Genomic DNA, 15,674 nt, shown 5'->3' on the forward strand with positions numbered 1-15,674 from the left:
GTCAGGCGCGCAGGCGCGCCACCGCGTCGGCCAGCTCGTCGAGCTGCTCCCCCACCCGGACCGGTGCGGTACCGCCGCGGCCGTCACGGGAGGCGATCGATCCTTCGACGCTCAGCACCTCGCGTACGCCGGGCGTCAGGTGCGGTGAGATCTCTGCCAGGTCGGCGTCGGTGAGGTCCCACAGCTCCTTGTCGGCCGCCTCGCACGCGCGTACGCACGCACCGGACAGCTCGTGCGCCTCGCGGAACGGGACCCCTTCGCGTACGAGCCACTCGGCGACGTCCGTCGCGAGCGAGAACCCCTGCGGTGCAAGTGCCTCCATGCGTTCGGTGTTGAAGCGCAGGGTCGCGATCATTCCCGCGAACGCCGGCAGCAGGACCTTGAGCGTCTCGATCGAGTCGACCGCCGGCTCCTTGTCCTCCTGCAGGTCGCGGTTGTACGCGAGTGGCAGCGCCTTGAGCGTCGTGAGCAGCCCGCTCAGGTTGCCGACGAGCCGGCCGGCCTTGCCGCGCGCCAGCTCGGCGATGTCGGGGTTCTTCTTCTGCGGCATGATGCTCGACCCGGTCGAGTACGCGTCGTGGAGTACGACGAAGTCGAACTCCTTCGTCGCCCAGATGATGACCTCCTCGGCCAGCCGCGACACGTCGATGCCGATCATCGCCGTGACGAAGCCGAACTCCGCCGCGAAGTCGCGCGCGGCCGTGCCGTCGATGGAGTTGGCGCTCGACCCGTCGAAGCCGAGATCGGCCGCAACCCGCTCGGGGTCGAGCCCGAGGGAGGAACCCGCAAGCGCCCCCGAGCCGTACGGCGAGTCAGTCGCCAGCCGCGCATCCCAGTCGCGCAGCCGCTGCACATCGCGTACGAGCGGCCACGCGTGCGCCAGCAGGTGGTGCGACAGCAGCACGGGCTGTGCGTGCTGCAGGTGCGTACGCCCCGGCATCGCGACGCCGAGATGGGTACGGGCGTGGCTAGCGAGCGCCTCGACGACGTCGAGCACGAGGCCCGAGATCGTCCGTGCCTGGTCGCGAAGGTACATCTTGAACAGCGTCGCCACCTGGTCGTTGCGCGACCGTCCGGCGCGCAGCCGGCCGCCGAGCTCGGAGCCGAGTCGCTCCAGCAGACCGCGCTCGAGTGCGCTGTGCACGTCCTCGTCACCGTCGGCGGCGGTGAACGCGCCCGAGTCGACGTCCGCGGCGAGTGCGTCGAGGCCGGCAAGCATCGCCGTGAGGTCGTCGTCGCTCAGCAGGCCCGCCCGGGCGAGCACTCGGGCATGCGCGCGCGAGCCGGCCAGGTCGTACGGCGCGAGCCGCCAGTCGAAATCCGTCGACTTCGACAGCGCGGCGAGCTCGGGTGATGGCCCGCCCTCGAACCGCGCGCCCCACAGTTTCTGATCGCTCATCATGAGTCCCTCGCGGTAGGTCCGGCGTGCTGCGGGTCTGCGGCCACGGCCGCCAGAGCCGTGAACCGGCGGGCGACGTCCTCGCCGCCGTCGGGTTCGCGGGTGATGACCAGCACCGTGTCGTCGCCCGCGATCGTGCCGAGCAGGTCGTCGCCCTCGGCATGGTCGATCGCCGACGCGAAGAACTGCGCCGCGCCGGGCGGCGTGCGGAGCACGACGAGGTTCGCGGACGCATCGGCCGAGACCAGCAGCTCGTGCGCGAGCCGGGCCAACCGCGACTGCGCCGCGTGGCTCAGGGTGCCCGCGATGTGCGTACGATCGCCGCCCTCCCCCGGCACGGCGTACACGAGCGCTCCCGTCTCGTCGCGCACCTTGACGGCGTCGAGCTCGACGAGGTCGCGCGACAGCGTGGTCTGGGTGACGTCGACGCCCTCCGCTGCGAGCAGATCGGCCAGGTGTGCCTGCGACCTGACCTGCTGGCGCCCGAGCAGATCGACGACCAGCTGCTGGCGAGCACCCTTGGTCGACGGGATCGTCATCCGCGCTCCCCCTCGGCCAGCAGCCAGGTGAGCAGCGCCTTCTGGGCGTGCAGCCGGTTCTCGGCCTCGTCCCAGATGACGCTCTGCGTGCCGTCGAGGACGTCCGCGTCTATCTCGTAGCCTCGGTACGCGGGTAGGTCGTGCAGCACGATCGCGTCGGAGGCCGCGAGCCGCATCGTCTCCTTCGTGATCGCGTACGGCCGCAGCGTCTGGATACGCTCGGACTGCTCGTCACTGTCTTGTCGCGCTCGTCGACCCGCTCGTCCCTCGCTCTCTCCTCGCCGCTCCACCTCCTGGCCCATCGAGACCCAGGTGTCGGTCGCGACGACGTCGGCTCCCGAGACCGCCTTCGCGATGTCATCGGTGACGAGCACCGACCCATCGGTCGCGTCCGCGATCCGCTCGGCGGCGGCGACGACGTCGGCGCGGGGCGACAGTGACTCCGGACACCCGATGCGTACGTTGAGCCCGGCCGTTGCACCGGCCAGCAGGTGCGAGTGCGCCATGTTGTTGGCGCCGTCGCCGACGTACGCGAGGGTCAGGCCGGCCAGTCGGCCCTTGTGCTGACGCACCACTTGCAGGTCTGCCAGCAGCTGGCACGGGTGGAAGTCGTCGCTCAGCGCATTCACCACGGGTACGGACGCGACCGCGGCCATGTCGTCGAGGTCGGACTGCGCGAACGTGCGCCACACGATCGCGTCGGTCATGCGATCGAGCACGCGCGCGGTGTCTGCGACCGGCTCGCCCCGCCCGCGCTGCGTCGCGCCCGCGTCCAGGACGACCGCGTTGCCACCGAGCTCGGCGATGCCGACGGCGAACGAGACGCGCGTACGCGTGGAGGGCTTGTCGAACAACACCGCCACCGACCGCGGGCCGTCGAGCGGGCGACGGTGGAAGCGGTCGTTACGGAACGCGTCGGCGAGGTCGAGGATCGCGGTCTGCTCGGCGGGCGTGATGTCGTCGTCACGCAGGAAGTGCCTCATAGGGGTGTCTCTTTCAGGACGGCGGCGAGGATCGCGACGGCCCGATCGGCCTGCTCCTCTGTGAGGACGAACGGGGGCGCGAGCCGTAGTCGCGCGGGCCCGCAGGCGTTGAGGATGAGCCCCGCGGCGAGGGAGCGGTCGTGCACTGCTGCGGCGATCTCGGTGTCGAGGCCGATCCCGATCAGCAGGCCGCGGCCGGACACATCGCGTACGTGGGGCAGGCCGGATACGGCGTCTCGCAGCCGCCGGCCGAGCGTTGCCGCATGGTCGAGGAGGGCGTCCTTCTCGATGGTGTCGAGGACCGCGAGTGCCGCGGCCGTCGCGAGCGGGTTGCCGCCGAACGTCGTGCCATGGTTGCCGGGCTGCAGCAGCGATCCGGCCGCGCCGACACCGATGCACGCACCGATCGGCACGCCGCCGCCCAAACCCTTGGCGACGGTGATCACGTCCGGCGTGATGCCCGATGCCTGGTAGCCGAACCAGTCACCCGTGCGCCCGACCCCCGTCTGCACCTCGTCGAGCCAGAGCAACGCACCGTGCTCGGTGGTGAGTGAACGCGCGGTGGCAAGGTAGCCGTCGGGCGGGACGATCGCGCCGGCCTCCCCCTGCATCGACTCGAGAACGACGGCGGCCGTTTCGTCGTCGACGGCGGCCGCGAGTGCGTCGAGGTCGCCGTACGGTACGAACTCGACGTCGCCCGGAAGCGGCTCGAACGGCTCGCGGTACGCGGGCTTCCAGGTCAGCGCGAGCGCTCCCATCGAGCGGCCGTGGAACCCGTCGCGGGCCGCGACGATCTTCGTACGCCCGGTGCGGCGGGTCAGCTTGAACGCCGCCTCGTTGGCCTCCGTGCCGGAGTTGGTGAAGAACACCTGGCCTTCCGCGCCGACGAGTCCGAGCAGCCGCTCGGCGAGCTCGACCTGCGAAGGGGTGGTGAAGAAGTTGGAGACGTGCACGAGCTTCGTCGCTTGGTCGGCGATCGCGGTCACGAGTGCCGGGTGGTTGTGCCCGAGCACGTTCACCGCGATGCCGCCGAGCAGGTCGAGGTACTCGTTGCCGTCGGCGTCCCACACCCGCGCGCCGTCGCCGCGCTCGAGCACCAGCTTGGGCGGGCCGAACGTATTCATCAGGCTCGCGGCGTATCGCTGCGTCCAGCTCGCACTCTCGGTCACGATTGGCTCCTTATCGACGCGCGTACCTTCGTCTCGATCTCGGGCAACACCTGCGTGCCCACGCCGTCATCGGTGAAGATCTCCAGCAGGACCGCGTGCAGCTCCCGCCCGTCCACGACGGTCGCGCCGGAGACACCGCCCCGAACCGCCGCCAGGCAGGCCCCCATCTTCGGAACCATGCCGCTCGCGAGGGTCGGCATCAGGTTCGAGAGCGCGTCGACGCCGATCTTTGCGATGACGTCGTCGCTGTCGGGCCAGTCGGCGAAGAGGCCCTCGACGTCGGTCAGCACCATCAGCTTGTCGGCGCCGAGTGCGACCGCGAGCGCGGCGGCGGCAGTGTCTGCGTTCACGTTGTGCACCACACCATCCGTATCGGGTGCGACCGACGAGACGACCGGGATGCGGCCGGCGTCGATCAGGTCGAGCACGGCCTCCGGACGTACTTCCGCGACCTCGCCCACGAGCCCGAGGTCGACCTCCTCGCCGTCGACCATGGTGTTGGTGCGCTCTGCGGTGAACAGTCCGGCGTCCTCACCCGAGAGGCCGACGGCCATGGCGCCGTGCTGGTTGAGGAGTCCGACGAGCTCGCGGCCGACCTGGCCGACCAGGACCATGCGTACGACATCCATCGCCTCGGGCGTCGTGACGCGCAAGCCGCCGCGGAACTCCGACTCGATGCCGAGCCGGTCGAGCATCGAGCTGATCTGCGGCCCACCGCCGTGCACGACGACGGGCCGGAAGCCGGCGTAGCGGAGGAAGACGATGTCTTCGGCGAACGCTTGTTTCAGCTCATCGTCGGTCATGGCGTTGCCGCCGTACTTCACCACGACCGTCTTCCCGTGGTACCGCTTCATCCACGGCAGCGCCTCTGCCAGCGTCGCGGCCTTGTCGGTCGCGCGCTTCCACGACTCGCGTACTTGTTCGTTCGGCACTGTGTCGTCCGGGTTGTCGGTATCCATCGCTCAGCTCGAGTAGGCGGAGTTCTCATGCACGTACGCGTGCGTGAGGTCGTTGGTCCAGATCGTCGCGGATTCGGTGCCCGCCTTGAGGTCGATCTCGACGGTCACCTGCCGCTCGCCCATGTCGACCTTGTCCGGCGGCTCACCCGGTCCGCTCGAGGTGCAGACCCACACGCCGTTGAGAGCGACGTCGAGGTCTGCGGGGTCGAAGGCCGCGGCCGTCGTACCGATCGAGGCGAGCACCCGGCCCCAGTTGGGGTCGTTGCCGAACACCGCGCACTTGAACAGGTTGCTGCGCGCGACCGACCTGCCCACCTCGAGCGCGTCCGCCTCACTCGCGGCGTTGCGTACATCGATGGTGATCTCGTGGTCGGCGCCCTCGGCGTCGCCGAGCAGCTGCATGGCGAGATCGTGGCACACCGCGCGTACAGCCTCGGCGAACTCGACCGGGTCGGGGCGTACGCCACTCGCGCCGCTCGCCATCAGCAGCACGGTGTCGTTCGTCGACTGGCAGCCGTCGGAGTCGAGCCGGTCGAACGTCGGCGCGGTCGCCGAACGCAGGGCGCGGTCGAGCTCGGCCGCCGTGACCTCGGCGTCGGTGGTCAGGAACACCAGCATGGTGGCGAGCTGGGGCGCGAGCATGCCGGCGCCCTTCGCGATGCCGCCGACGGTGTAGCCGGTGCCGGTCGCGACCGCGTTCTTCGGGTGCGAGTCGGTGGTCATGATCGCCCGGGCCGCGGCCGCGCCGCCGTCCGTGCCGAGCTTCCGTGCCGCCTCGGCCGCGCCGGCGAGTACGTGGTCGCGGTCGTTGAGCATGCCGATGAGACCGGTCGAGCAGACCTGGACGTCGACCGCGCCGACCCCGAGCTCGGTCGCGACCGTCTCCGCGGTCGCGTGGGTGATCGCGAATCCGTCGGGCCCGGTGTAGCAGTTGGCGCCGCCGGAGTTGACGACGACGGCACGCGCGGTGCCTCCTCGGATCGCCTGCTCGCTCCACAGCACCGGGTTCGCCTTGCAGCGATTGGACGTGAACACCGCCGCCGCGGCGTCGAGCGGTCCGTCGTTGACGATCACGGCCATGTCGGGAGCCCCGGTGGACTTGAGTCCGGCGGCGACGCCGGCCGCGCGGAATCCCTGCGGAGTTGTCACAGTCATCTCGTCACCTTCACGCTGGGTCCTCGTCCGTCGCCTGCCGTGGTCTCGCCGCTCACGGTGCCAGCCCCACCGTCGTCAGGCCCGCCTGCTCCGGAAGGCCGAGGGCGATGTTCATCGACTGGATCGCACCTCCGGCGGTCCCCTTCGCGAGGTTATCCTCCGCCGAGATCGCGACGAGCCGGCCGACGCGGTCGTCGACGGTCGCCTGGACGTGCACGGCGTTGGCACCGATCGTCGCCTGCGTCTGCGGCCAGGTGCCTTCGGGCAGCAGGTGCACGAACGGCTCGCTCGCGTACGCCTTCTCGTACGCGGTGCGTACGTCGGCCGCCGTCACCCCGTCGGCTATGGGCGCGGTGCAGGTGGCGAGGATGCCGCGCGCGGTCGGTGCGAGCACGGGCGTGAACGACACGCGTGGTGCCGCCGCGCCGGTCGCGCGGAGGTTCTGCTCGATCTCGGGCGTGTGGCGGTGCACTCCCCCGACACCGTACGAGCTGAGCTGGCCCATCACCTCCGAGCCGAGTAGGTGCGCCTTGAGGCCGCGGCCCGCACCGGACGTGCCCGTTGCGGCGACGACGGTGATGTCGTCGGTGACCAGTCCCGCGCTCACGGCCGGCAGCAGGGCGAGCGTCGACGCCGTCGGGAAGCACCCGGGGACGGCGATGCGGGTGGCGTTCTGCAGCTTCGCCCGCTGGCCCGGGAGCTCGGGTAGGCCGTAGGGCCAGGTGCCGGCATGGTCGCCGCCGTAGAACGACGCCCATTCGTCGGCGTCGTCGAGGCGGAAGTCGGCGCCGCAGTCGATCACGAGCGTCTCGTCGCTCAGCGTCGCGGCGATCTCGGCCGACGCGCCGTGTGGCAACGCGAGGAACACGACATCGTGCCCGGCAAGGGTCTCGGCATCCGTCGGGGCGAGTACGCGGTCGGCGAGCGGAACCAGGTGTGGCTGGTGCGCACCCAGCGGCGTACCGGCGTTTCCGGCAGCGGTGACCGCGCCGATCTCGACGTGCGGATGCCCGAGCAGCAGGCGGAGCAGTTCGCCGCCCGCGTACCCGCTCGCTCCGGCGACGGCTACGGTGGTGGTAGAGGTCGTCACCTGCATTATTATGCAGAGTGTTGCAGGTTTATGCAAGCGCGCGGAGACGGATCTTTAGACGTGGCGCCGCGGCGGACCGGGACCGATCTTTAGACCTCGTGCCGCGGTGGCGGGGACGGAACTTTAGACCGTACGCCCGTATGCGAGCCGCTATGTCTCAAGATCGGTGGCTTTCCACAGGCAACGGTCGACGATCGACCGGCAACGGAGTCGCGGCTGCATCTTGTGGGTGTGACCCTCCTTCTCGACCCACCTCACCCCACCGTCCTCGAACAGCTTGGCGTGCTCACCACCGCGCAGGCCGAGTCGCTGTACAGCCGCTCGACGGTGCGTCGCAACATCGCCGGTTCGCGCTGGTCGCGGCCGGTCCGCGGCGTCGTCGTCGTGCACAACGGACCGCTGACGCCCGACCAGCGCGACTGGGTCGCCTTGCTGTCGTGTCCTCGTGGCTCCGCACTCGCGGGGCAGACCGCCCTGCGTTGGGATGGATTCGACGGCTTCGACGAACCGCAACCGCACGTCGTACTTCGCGAAGGAAATCGGCGCCCGCTCAATACCGACGTGGTCCCCCATTTCAGCACCATGCTCGAAGAACGAGATGTCCACCCACTGCTCCGACCGCGACGTACGCGAGTCGCGCGGAGCCTGGTCGACTTCGCCGCCTGGCAGGACAACCGGCGACGGGCACGCGCCATAGTGCTGAGCGGAGTTCAGCAGCGGCTCACCAACACGCACAATCTCCGCGACGCGCTGTCGCGACGCGGACCGTGCCGGCACCGTGCCCTGATCGTCCAGAGCATTCTCGACGCCGCGGGCGGGATCCAGTCGTTGCCGGAACGCGACTTCGACCTCATCCGTATCGATCGCGGACTCCCACCGCCCACGCGCCAGGCGGTCGCCCGGCGCAATGACGGGAAGTACTACCTGGACGTCGAGTGGCTCGAGTACGACACGGCGTGCGAGATTCACGGGATTCCGCATCTTCGCGTACCACAGTGGGATGCCGATCTCCTGCGCGCCAATGAGATCACGATCGTCGGCCCGAGGTTGATCATGTTCTCGTCGTACGCCGTACGCCATGAGCAGACCATCGTCGGCGACCAGCTCGAGCGAATGCTGGGTCGCGGTGGCTGGTCGCGTTGAGCCGGGCGGTCTGCCGTGCCGAGCCGGACCGATCTTTAGACGCTCCACCCGTATGTCGACCGTCAGGTCTAAGGATCCGTCACCGCTAGTCCGTCGGGCTCGCCGACCGCCACGTCTAAAGATCCGTCTTCACTGGCGCGGGTCGGTGCGCGCGCAGACGGATCTTTAGACGCAACGCCCGTATATCAACCGCGCCGTCTAAAGATCCGTCCGCCGAGGACCGCTACCGCTACGCCCGCTGCACGGCGCCGTGGTCGGCGGCCGCGGCGGCAACGGCCGCGTCCCGCGCGACGGCGGTCTCCGCCTCGGTGAGCGTACGGTCGGGGGCGCGGAACCGCAGCGCGTACGCGAGCGACTTGCTCCCTGCCGGTACGGGTTCGCCGGTGTACACGTCGAACAGCCGCACCGACTCCAGCAGGTCGCCGGCCCCGCGGCGCAACGCCTCCGCGACCGCGGCACTCGGCACGGCGACGTCGACGATCAACGCGACGTCCTCCTTCGCCACCGGGTAGTGCGACAGCGGCTCGGGGCGTACGACCTCTGTCGCCGCGGCGAGGAGCACGTCGAGGTCGATCTCTACCGCGGCCGCCCGCTCCGGCAGGTCGTACGCGCGCACGACCCGTGGGTGCAGCTCGCCCGCGTGGCCGATCGTCTCCCCACCGACACGGATCGCCGCACATCTGCCGGGGTGCCACGGTACGTACGCGTCGCCGGTCACCTCGATGTCGACCGCGAGGACCCGGGCGATCTGTCGTACGAGCGCGATGGCATCGGCCCAGGTCGCCGGCCGGGCGTCGCCCCACCAGCCCGCGGGTGAGCGATCACCCGTCAGCACGGCACCGAGATGCAACGGCTGCGCAGGCAGCGCGGCGTCGAGCTCGCGGATCTCGTCGGCGGACGGTCGCCGCGACACCGGCAGGATCGGCGCCGCCCGAGCGGCCTCGCCCGGCAGGAACACCGGCGCCAGCTCGTACAGCGCAAGGTCCGGCTGACCGCGGCCGGCATTGCGCGAAGCGGCGCGCAGCAGCAGCGGAAGTAGCGACGTGGTGAGTCCGGGCTCCTCCGTGGAGAGCGGGTTCTCGAGCTCGACGATGCGGCGGCGCGGATCGTCGGCGGCGAGGCCGAGCCTGTCCCAGTCGGCCGGACCCACGAACGGGAACGTCTTGACCTCGACGTAGCCGGCACCGGACGCTGCCCGGCCGACCCGACGACGCAGCCGTTGCTTCGCGGTGAGGCCACGCCCGGCCGGCGCGACCGGCAGCACCGACGGCACCTGGTCGTACCCGACGACTCGGATGACCTCCTCGACGAGGTCGTACGGGTCGGTCAGGTCGTAGCGCCAGGTCGGTGGCACGACGTGCAGGAGTCCGGTGTCGCCCTCGACCGCACAGCCGTTGGCGACCAGCGCGTCCACGACGGCCGAGCGGCCGATCTCGACTCCGGTCACCCGCTCGGGGAGGTCTTCGGGCAGCTCGATCACCGGCGGCTCGGGCACCGAGCCGACGACGGTGAGTCCGTCGTCGATGGTGCCGCCGCCGTGCTCGACCAGCAGCTCGGCGACCCGCTGCGCCGCCCGGGCACCGAGCGCCGGATCGACGCCGCGCTCGAAGCGTTTCGACGCCTCCGACGGCAGCTTGTGCGTCCGGGCGGTGTGCGCGATGCCGGTCGGCTCGAAGTACGCCGCCTCGATCACAATGTCGGTCGTCTCGGCGTGCAGCTCGGTGTTCTCGCCGCCCATGACGCCGGCGAGCCCGATCGGGCCGGAGTCGTCGGTGATGAGCAGGTCGGTCGCCGCGAGCGTACGCGCGACGCCGTCGAGCGTGGTGAGCTTGTCGCCTTCCTTCGCGCGGCGTACGACGATCGGGCCGGACAGCCGCTGCCCGTCGTAGCCGTGAATCGGCTGGCCGAGCTCGAGCATCACGTAGTTGGTGATGTCGACCGCGAGCGAGATGGGCCGCATGCCGGCCGCCTGGACGCGGCGGGCGATCCAGCTCGGCGTCGGCCGGCCCGGGTCGAAGCCGCTGACGGTACGTACCGAGAAGACGGGGCACGCATCGGGAGCCTCGACCACGACCGGGTACGCCTCCCCTTCGCCCGCGACCGCGATCGCGGCCGGATCGTCGAACCGCACCTCGTACGCGATCGCCGCGTCGCGCGCGACACCGCGCAGCGACAGCGCGTACGCACGGTCGGGGTTGACCTCGAGATCGAGCACCACGTCGTCGAGGCCGAGCAGGGCGATGGCGTCATCGCCCACCTGCCCCGCATCGGCTTCGAGCACCATGATGCCGTCGTGGTCGTCGCCGAGTCCGAGCTCGCGCGCCGAGCAGATCATGCCGTCGGAGACGTGCCCGTACGTCTTGCGAGCGGAGATCTCGAAACCCCCGGGCAGCACGGCTCCCGGTAGCACGGCGACGATCAGGTCGCCCTCGGCGAAGTTGTGCGCGCCGCAGACAATGCCGCGCGGCTCGTCCTCGCCGACGTCGACCTGGCACCACCGGACGGTCTTGCCGTTCTTGTGCTCCTCCGACTCGAACGACAGCACCCGCCCGACGACGAGCGGGCCGCGCACGTCGGAGGCGACGATCTCCTCGAGCTTGAGGTCGAAGGAGGTGAGCCGCGCAGCGAGTGCCTCGGCCGTCAGGCCGTCCGGCAGCGCGACGTACTCACGCAGCCAAGAGATGGGGACGCGCATCAGACCTCGATTCCGAAGGGGCGGGGGAAGCGGACGTCCCCGTCGAACAGGTCGCGGATGTCGGCGACACCGTGGCGGACCATCAGTGAGCGGTCGATGCCCATGCCGAACGCGAAACCGGTGTAGCGCTTAGGGTCGACGCCGCACGCGACCAGCACGCGCGGGTTGACGACTCCGCAGCCGCCCCACTCGATCCAGCCCTCGCCCCGGCACGTACGACACGTCGCGCGTGCGTCGGGCTCGTCGTCGCAGACGAAGCAGCGCAGGTCGAACTCCGCGCTCGGCTCGGTGAACGGGAAGTACGACGGGCGGAAGCGGGTCACGCTGACCGCGCCGAAGATGGACCGGGCGAAGTGGTCGAGCGTGCCCTTCAGATGTCCCATCGTGATGCCCTCGTCGACGGCGAGTCCCTCGACCTGATGGAACACCGGCGTGTGGGTCGCGTCCAGCTCGTCGGTACGGAACACCCTGCCCGGCGACACGACGTACAGCGGCGGCTCCCGGGTGAGCATCGCGCGCGCCTGCACCGGAGAGGTGTGCGTACGAAGCACCTTGGCGTCCGACGAAGGCGCGACCCAGAACGTGTCCTGGAGCGTACGCGCGGGGTGATCGGGCCCGAGGTTGAGCGCATCGAAGTTCAGCCACTCGGCCTCGACCTGCGGCCCCTCGGCGACCTCCCATCCCATGGCGACGAACACGTCCGCGATCCGCTCGTCGAGTGTGGTCACGGGATGCCTGGCCCCCACCGGGTCACGGTCGTACGCAAGCGTGACGTCGACGGCCTCGTCGACGAGCATCCGCGCCTCGGCCTCGATCTCCAACGCTTCGGTACGCGCGGCGAGCTCGGTCGAGACGGCCTTGCGCGCGGCGCCGATCCGCTGCCCGGCCGACTTGCGCTCCGCCGCCGGCATCGACCCGATCGACCGGTTCGCGAGTGCGAGCGGAGATCGGTCACCGGCGTGCTCCAGCCGCACCTGTTTGAGATCCTCGAGCGATCCTGCGCCCGCGATCGCCGTCAGCGCGGCGTCACGAAGCTCCTCGATCGTGCGGTCGTCGTCGGACATGCGGGCCTTCCATCGGCGGGTGGGTTCGCTGCCTGAGTCTAGAAACTCCGAGACACGCACCGCCACCGGGTTACTGCTCGTCCGGTCGCCTGCCTATTGCGCGTCGAGTATCTCGGGCTGGTTGACGGGCAGCCACACCGTGACCCGCGCTCCGCCACCGTCGGCGTCGCCGATGCCGACCTCACCATGGTGGCCCTCGACGATGCCCCGGACGATGTACAGACCGAGCCCGCTGCCGCCGCGCTCGCCGGACTTCCAGAAGCGGGTGAAGATGCGCGACCGCATCTCCGGCGGGATGCCCGGACCGTCGTCCTCGACCACGAGCACGGCACCGTCGCGATCGTCACGGGGCCGGCGCACGCTGATCCGCGCGGCGCCGCGGCCATGCCGCATCGCGTTCTCGACCACGTTCGTCACCAGCTGCGCGACGCGGTCCGGATCGGCCCAGATGGTCGCGACGTCGCCCTCCTCGTCGACGGCCAGCGGTTGACCGGTGCCCGCCGAGATACTGTCGAGTACGCCCTGCACCGTCTCTGCCAGCCGGATCGGCCGCGGCCGCAGCGTCAGCCGGCCCGAGTCGATTCGGGCGGCATCGAGCAGCTCGGTGATCAGCCGGCTCAGCCGGTTCGCGTCGTTGTCGATCGTCTCCAGCATCAGCTTGCGCTGATCGTCGCTGAACCGGTCCCACTTGCGCAGCAAGGTGGCGGTGAATCCCTTGACGCCGGTGAGCGGAGACCGCAGCTCGTGCGCGACCGTCGCGACCAGGTCGGAGCGGGTTCGGTCCTTCGCCGCACGGGCGCGGCCGTTGCGGATGCACATCACGACCCGCTGCACGGCGCCGCGCGGGCGCAGACGCTCCAGCGTGGCGGTGACCAGCAGCTCCGTGCCGTCGGGGGTGTACCAGCTACCCTCCGCGATGCGCGTACGGTTCGCGAACCCCTCGTACGGGCGGTGACACGCGTACCAGCTGTTGCCCTGCTTGTCGTCGAGTACGAGCACATCCGCGAGGTGCTTGCCGACCAGGTCGGACCGCGAGCTGCCCAGCAGCCGCTCGAGCGTGGTGTTGACCTCCGAGACGACGCCGTCGGCAGCTGCGACGAGGACACCGTCGGGCAGCGCGTCGAGCTCCATGACCGCACGCTAGTGCACTTGCTGCGCGCGTGCCGACGTATAGAGGCACACCGCCGCCGCGGTCGCGAGGTTCAGGCTCTCCGCGCGGCCGTAGATCGGCACCGACACGACGTCGTCGGCCAACGCACGGACCTCATCGGGAAGACCCCACGCCTCGTTGCCGAACAGCCATGCGGTCGGTCGCCGCAGTGCTCCCGACCGGTCGAGCGCGAACAGGTCGGACGACCCCGACCCGTCGGCCGCAAGCACCTGGACTCCCTGCGCGCGTACGTCGGCGACGAGCCGCACCAGGTCCGCGTCGACACCGATGCCGACGTGGAAGATGCTGCCGACGCTCGCGCGTACCGCCTTCGCGTTGTACGGGTCGACGCTGTGACCGCCGAAGAGTACGGCGTCGGCGCCGGCCGCGTCGGCGCAACGGATCACCGTCCCCGCGTTGCCCGGGTCGCGTACGTCGGCGCAGATCGCCGTCAGGCGCGGCGAACGTGCGGTGATCTCTGCGACGGGTTCGTCGACGAACCGGCAATGCGCGACGATCCCCTGCGGGTGGACCGTGTCGGACAGTGCCGCGATCACGCCGTCGTCGACCACCGTGCACGGAGTCGCGTCGGCCGCCAGGTAGCGGTCGTACGCCGCGGCCGTCGCGAACACCTCGAGCACCGTGCCGGGCCGGCCGAGCGACTCGCGTACGGCCCGCGGTCCCTCGGCCAGGAACTCGCGCCGCTGCTGGCGATACGTTCTGGTGCCGAGTCGCCGGAGCCGCTTGACCCGACCCGTGGTCGGTGTCAGCGGCTCCGGTGTTGGCGGCTCGGCGTCAGGCCGCCGCGTCATCCTTCTTCGCGTTGACGTCGCTCGGGAGGTGCTGCTTGGCGACCTCGACGAGCGCCTCGAACGCGGCCGGCTCGTTGACGGCGAGCTCGGCGAGGTTCTTCCGGTCGACCTCGACGCCCGCCTCGCGCAGGCCCTGGATGAACCGGTTGTACGTCAGGCCGTGCGCCCGAGATGCGGCGTTGATGCGCTGGATCCACAGCCGGCGAAAGTCGCCCTTGCGAGCGCGACGGTCGCGGTAGCTGTAAACGAAGGAGTGGGTGACCTGCTCCTTCGCCTTGCGGTAGAGCCTGGAGCGCTGACCGCGGTATCCGGACGCGCGCTCCAGGGTTACCCGGCGCTTCTTCGCTGCGTTGACTGACCGCTTGACGCGTGCCATCTGATTACTCCTTGTCGGTCTCTTCGCCTCGGTACGTGATCGGCGGCGTGGCAACGCCGCGTGCGATCACTTGCCAAGGAGCTTCTTCACGCGCGGCGCGTCGGCCTTCGAGATGGGCTGGTTCGCATCCTCACGCCGGGCAGCGCCGCTGCCGGACTTCTGCTGCAGGTGCGTACGACGGCGACCGTGCGCGTGCATCAGCTTGCCGGTGCCGGTCACCTTGACGCGCTTCTTGATGCCCGAGTTGGGCTTCATCTTGGGCATTTCATACCTCTACGTCGGGGTCGATGTTCTCGGAGCGCCGGCGTGGCTTGGCCGGCGCAACGTGTTGGTGCTCTTCGCGGTGGACGCGGTCGTACTCCTTCTCGGCCTCCCGCTCCGCCTCGCGTTCGGAGGCCGCGCGGGCCTTCTCTTCCTTGGCCTCCTTGCGGGCCTCGGCCTTCTTCTTGTGCGGTGCGAGGACCATCGTCATGTTGCGGCCGTCCTGCCGGGGCGCCGCCTCGACGAAGCCGAGCTCGTCGACGTCCTCGGACAGTCGCTGCAGCAGCCGGAACCCGAGCTCGGGTCGGTGCTGCTCGCGGCCACGGAACATGATGGTGATCTTGACCTTGTCGCCCTGCCGAAGGAACCGGACGACGTGACCCTTTTTGGTGTCGTAGTCGTGCTGGTCGATCTTCGGCCGCAGCTTCATCTCTTTGATGATGGTGTTCGTCTGGTTGCGGCGGGACTCGCGGGCCTTCTGCGCTGCCTCGTACTTGAACTTTCCGTAGTCCATGAGGCGGCAGACCGGCGGCCGGGCGGTGGGCGCCACTTCGACCAGATCGAGATCTGATTCCTGGGCCAACCGCAACGCGTCGTCGATACGTACGATGCCGACCTGCTCGCCGTTGGGGCCGACGAGACGGACTTCGGCTACACGAATCCTGTCATTGACGCGCAACTCGTTGCTGATGGGTCCTCCTGGTGTCCGATGAGTCTGGAGACCGCGGAGACCACCGAGGAGCGTGGCGGGCGCCGTGCGTACGGTTGCCTGCAACGATCCGACCGAACCCGACGACCTGGACGGTCGATGCGGGTGGGAGGTGGGCTCCACTTGAGGTTCGTACTGCGGACAGCGCGAACCGGTCGCGGTCAAGAGTA

The 15,674-nt window shown here is 70.0% G+C and carries 15 protein-coding genes; 1 reads left to right on the forward strand and 14 read right to left on the reverse strand.

Going from position 1 to position 15,674, the window contains the following annotated elements; translation table 11 throughout:
- Window position 1 precedes the first annotated feature (1 nt).
- From argH to argC, 7 genes are all read right to left on the reverse strand, one after another.
- Window positions 2-1,399, reverse strand: a complete 1,398-nt coding sequence (gene argH / locus L0C25_RS22315; RefSeq protein WP_408641654.1) for an argininosuccinate lyase — start codon at window positions 1,397-1,399, stop codon at window positions 2-4.
- Window positions 1,399-1,938: an arginine repressor gene (locus L0C25_RS22320; protein ID WP_271633998.1), complete on the reverse strand. Its 540-nt coding sequence runs from the start codon at window positions 1,936-1,938 to the stop codon at window positions 1,399-1,401. Before L0C25_RS22320 ends, argH begins: the two co-directional genes overlap by 1 nt.
- Window positions 1,935-2,921 (reverse strand): ornithine carbamoyltransferase, encoded by a 987-nt coding sequence (locus tag L0C25_RS22325; RefSeq protein ID WP_271633999.1) that lies wholly within the window; start codon window positions 2,919-2,921, stop codon window positions 1,935-1,937. The genes L0C25_RS22320 and L0C25_RS22325 overlap by 4 nt, the downstream gene beginning before the upstream one ends.
- Window positions 2,918-4,090, reverse strand: a complete 1,173-nt coding sequence (locus tag L0C25_RS22330; RefSeq protein WP_271634000.1) for an acetylornithine transaminase — start codon at window positions 4,088-4,090, stop codon at window positions 2,918-2,920. The genes L0C25_RS22325 and L0C25_RS22330 overlap by 4 nt, the downstream gene beginning before the upstream one ends.
- A complete protein-coding gene (gene argB / locus L0C25_RS22335) occupies window positions 4,087-4,944 on the reverse strand; it encodes an acetylglutamate kinase (protein WP_271636880.1) in 858 nt (285 codons plus the stop codon). Before argB ends, L0C25_RS22330 begins: the two co-directional genes overlap by 4 nt.
- Before the next feature lie 108 nt (window positions 4,945-5,052).
- Entirely contained in the window at window positions 5,053-6,204 is a 1,152-nt protein-coding gene (gene argJ / locus L0C25_RS22340) for a bifunctional glutamate N-acetyltransferase/amino-acid acetyltransferase ArgJ (protein ID WP_271634002.1), read from the reverse strand.
- A 52-nt stretch (window positions 6,205-6,256) separates the two neighbouring features.
- Window positions 6,257-7,300, reverse strand: coding sequence for an N-acetyl-gamma-glutamyl-phosphate reductase (argC, locus tag L0C25_RS22345; RefSeq protein WP_271634004.1), 1,044 nt, complete (start codon window positions 7,298-7,300; stop codon window positions 6,257-6,259).
- A 225-nt stretch (window positions 7,301-7,525) separates the two neighbouring features.
- Here argC and L0C25_RS22350 point away from each other — a divergent pair, with 225 nt between their 5' ends.
- Window positions 7,526-8,437 carry a hypothetical protein gene (locus tag L0C25_RS22350; protein WP_271634005.1) on the forward strand — a complete coding sequence of 304 codons (912 nt, stop codon included), beginning with the start codon at window positions 7,526-7,528 and terminating at the stop codon, window positions 8,435-8,437.
- Window positions 8,438-8,666: 229 nt separating this feature from the next.
- Here the strand turns inward: L0C25_RS22350 and pheT are convergent, their stop codons facing one another.
- The 7 genes from pheT to infC all read right to left on the reverse strand — a co-directional run bounded on the left by pheT (window position 8,667) and on the right by infC (window position 15,627).
- Window positions 8,667-11,132, reverse strand: coding sequence for a phenylalanine--tRNA ligase subunit beta (pheT, locus tag L0C25_RS22355; protein WP_271634006.1), 2,466 nt, complete (start codon window positions 11,130-11,132; stop codon window positions 8,667-8,669).
- Window positions 11,132-12,196 carry a phenylalanine--tRNA ligase subunit alpha gene (gene pheS, locus L0C25_RS22360; protein WP_271634007.1) on the reverse strand — a complete coding sequence of 355 codons (1,065 nt, stop codon included), beginning with the start codon at window positions 12,194-12,196 and terminating at the stop codon, window positions 11,132-11,134. Before pheS ends, pheT begins: the two co-directional genes overlap by 1 nt.
- 93 nt (window positions 12,197-12,289) lie before the next feature.
- On the reverse strand, window positions 12,290-13,327 hold the full coding sequence (locus tag L0C25_RS22365) for a sensor histidine kinase (protein ID WP_271634008.1): 1,038 nt from the start codon (window positions 13,325-13,327) through the stop codon (window positions 12,290-12,292).
- Between the two features lie 9 nt (window positions 13,328-13,336).
- Window positions 13,337-14,158, reverse strand: a complete 822-nt coding sequence (locus tag L0C25_RS22370; protein ID WP_271634009.1) for a TrmH family RNA methyltransferase — start codon at window positions 14,156-14,158, stop codon at window positions 13,337-13,339.
- A complete protein-coding gene (gene rplT / locus L0C25_RS22375; protein WP_271634010.1) occupies window positions 14,142-14,534 on the reverse strand; it encodes a 50S ribosomal protein L20 in 393 nt (130 codons plus the stop codon). The genes L0C25_RS22370 and rplT overlap by 17 nt, the downstream gene beginning before the upstream one ends.
- 66 nt (window positions 14,535-14,600) lie before the next feature.
- Complete coding sequence (locus L0C25_RS22380; protein ID WP_271634012.1) at window positions 14,601-14,798, reverse strand: large ribosomal subunit protein bL35; 198 nt, start codon at window positions 14,796-14,798, stop codon at window positions 14,601-14,603.
- A 1-nt stretch (window position 14,799) separates the two neighbouring features.
- On the reverse strand, window positions 14,800-15,627 hold the full coding sequence (gene infC, locus L0C25_RS22385; protein ID WP_271634013.1) for a translation initiation factor IF-3: 828 nt from the start codon (window positions 15,625-15,627) through the stop codon (window positions 14,800-14,802).
- Window positions 15,628-15,674 lie beyond the last annotated feature (47 nt).

Origin of the sequence: Solicola gregarius (assembly GCF_025790165.1) — a bacterium.
Classification (GTDB): domain Bacteria; phylum Actinomycetota; class Actinomycetes; order Propionibacteriales; family Nocardioidaceae; genus Solicola; species Solicola gregarius.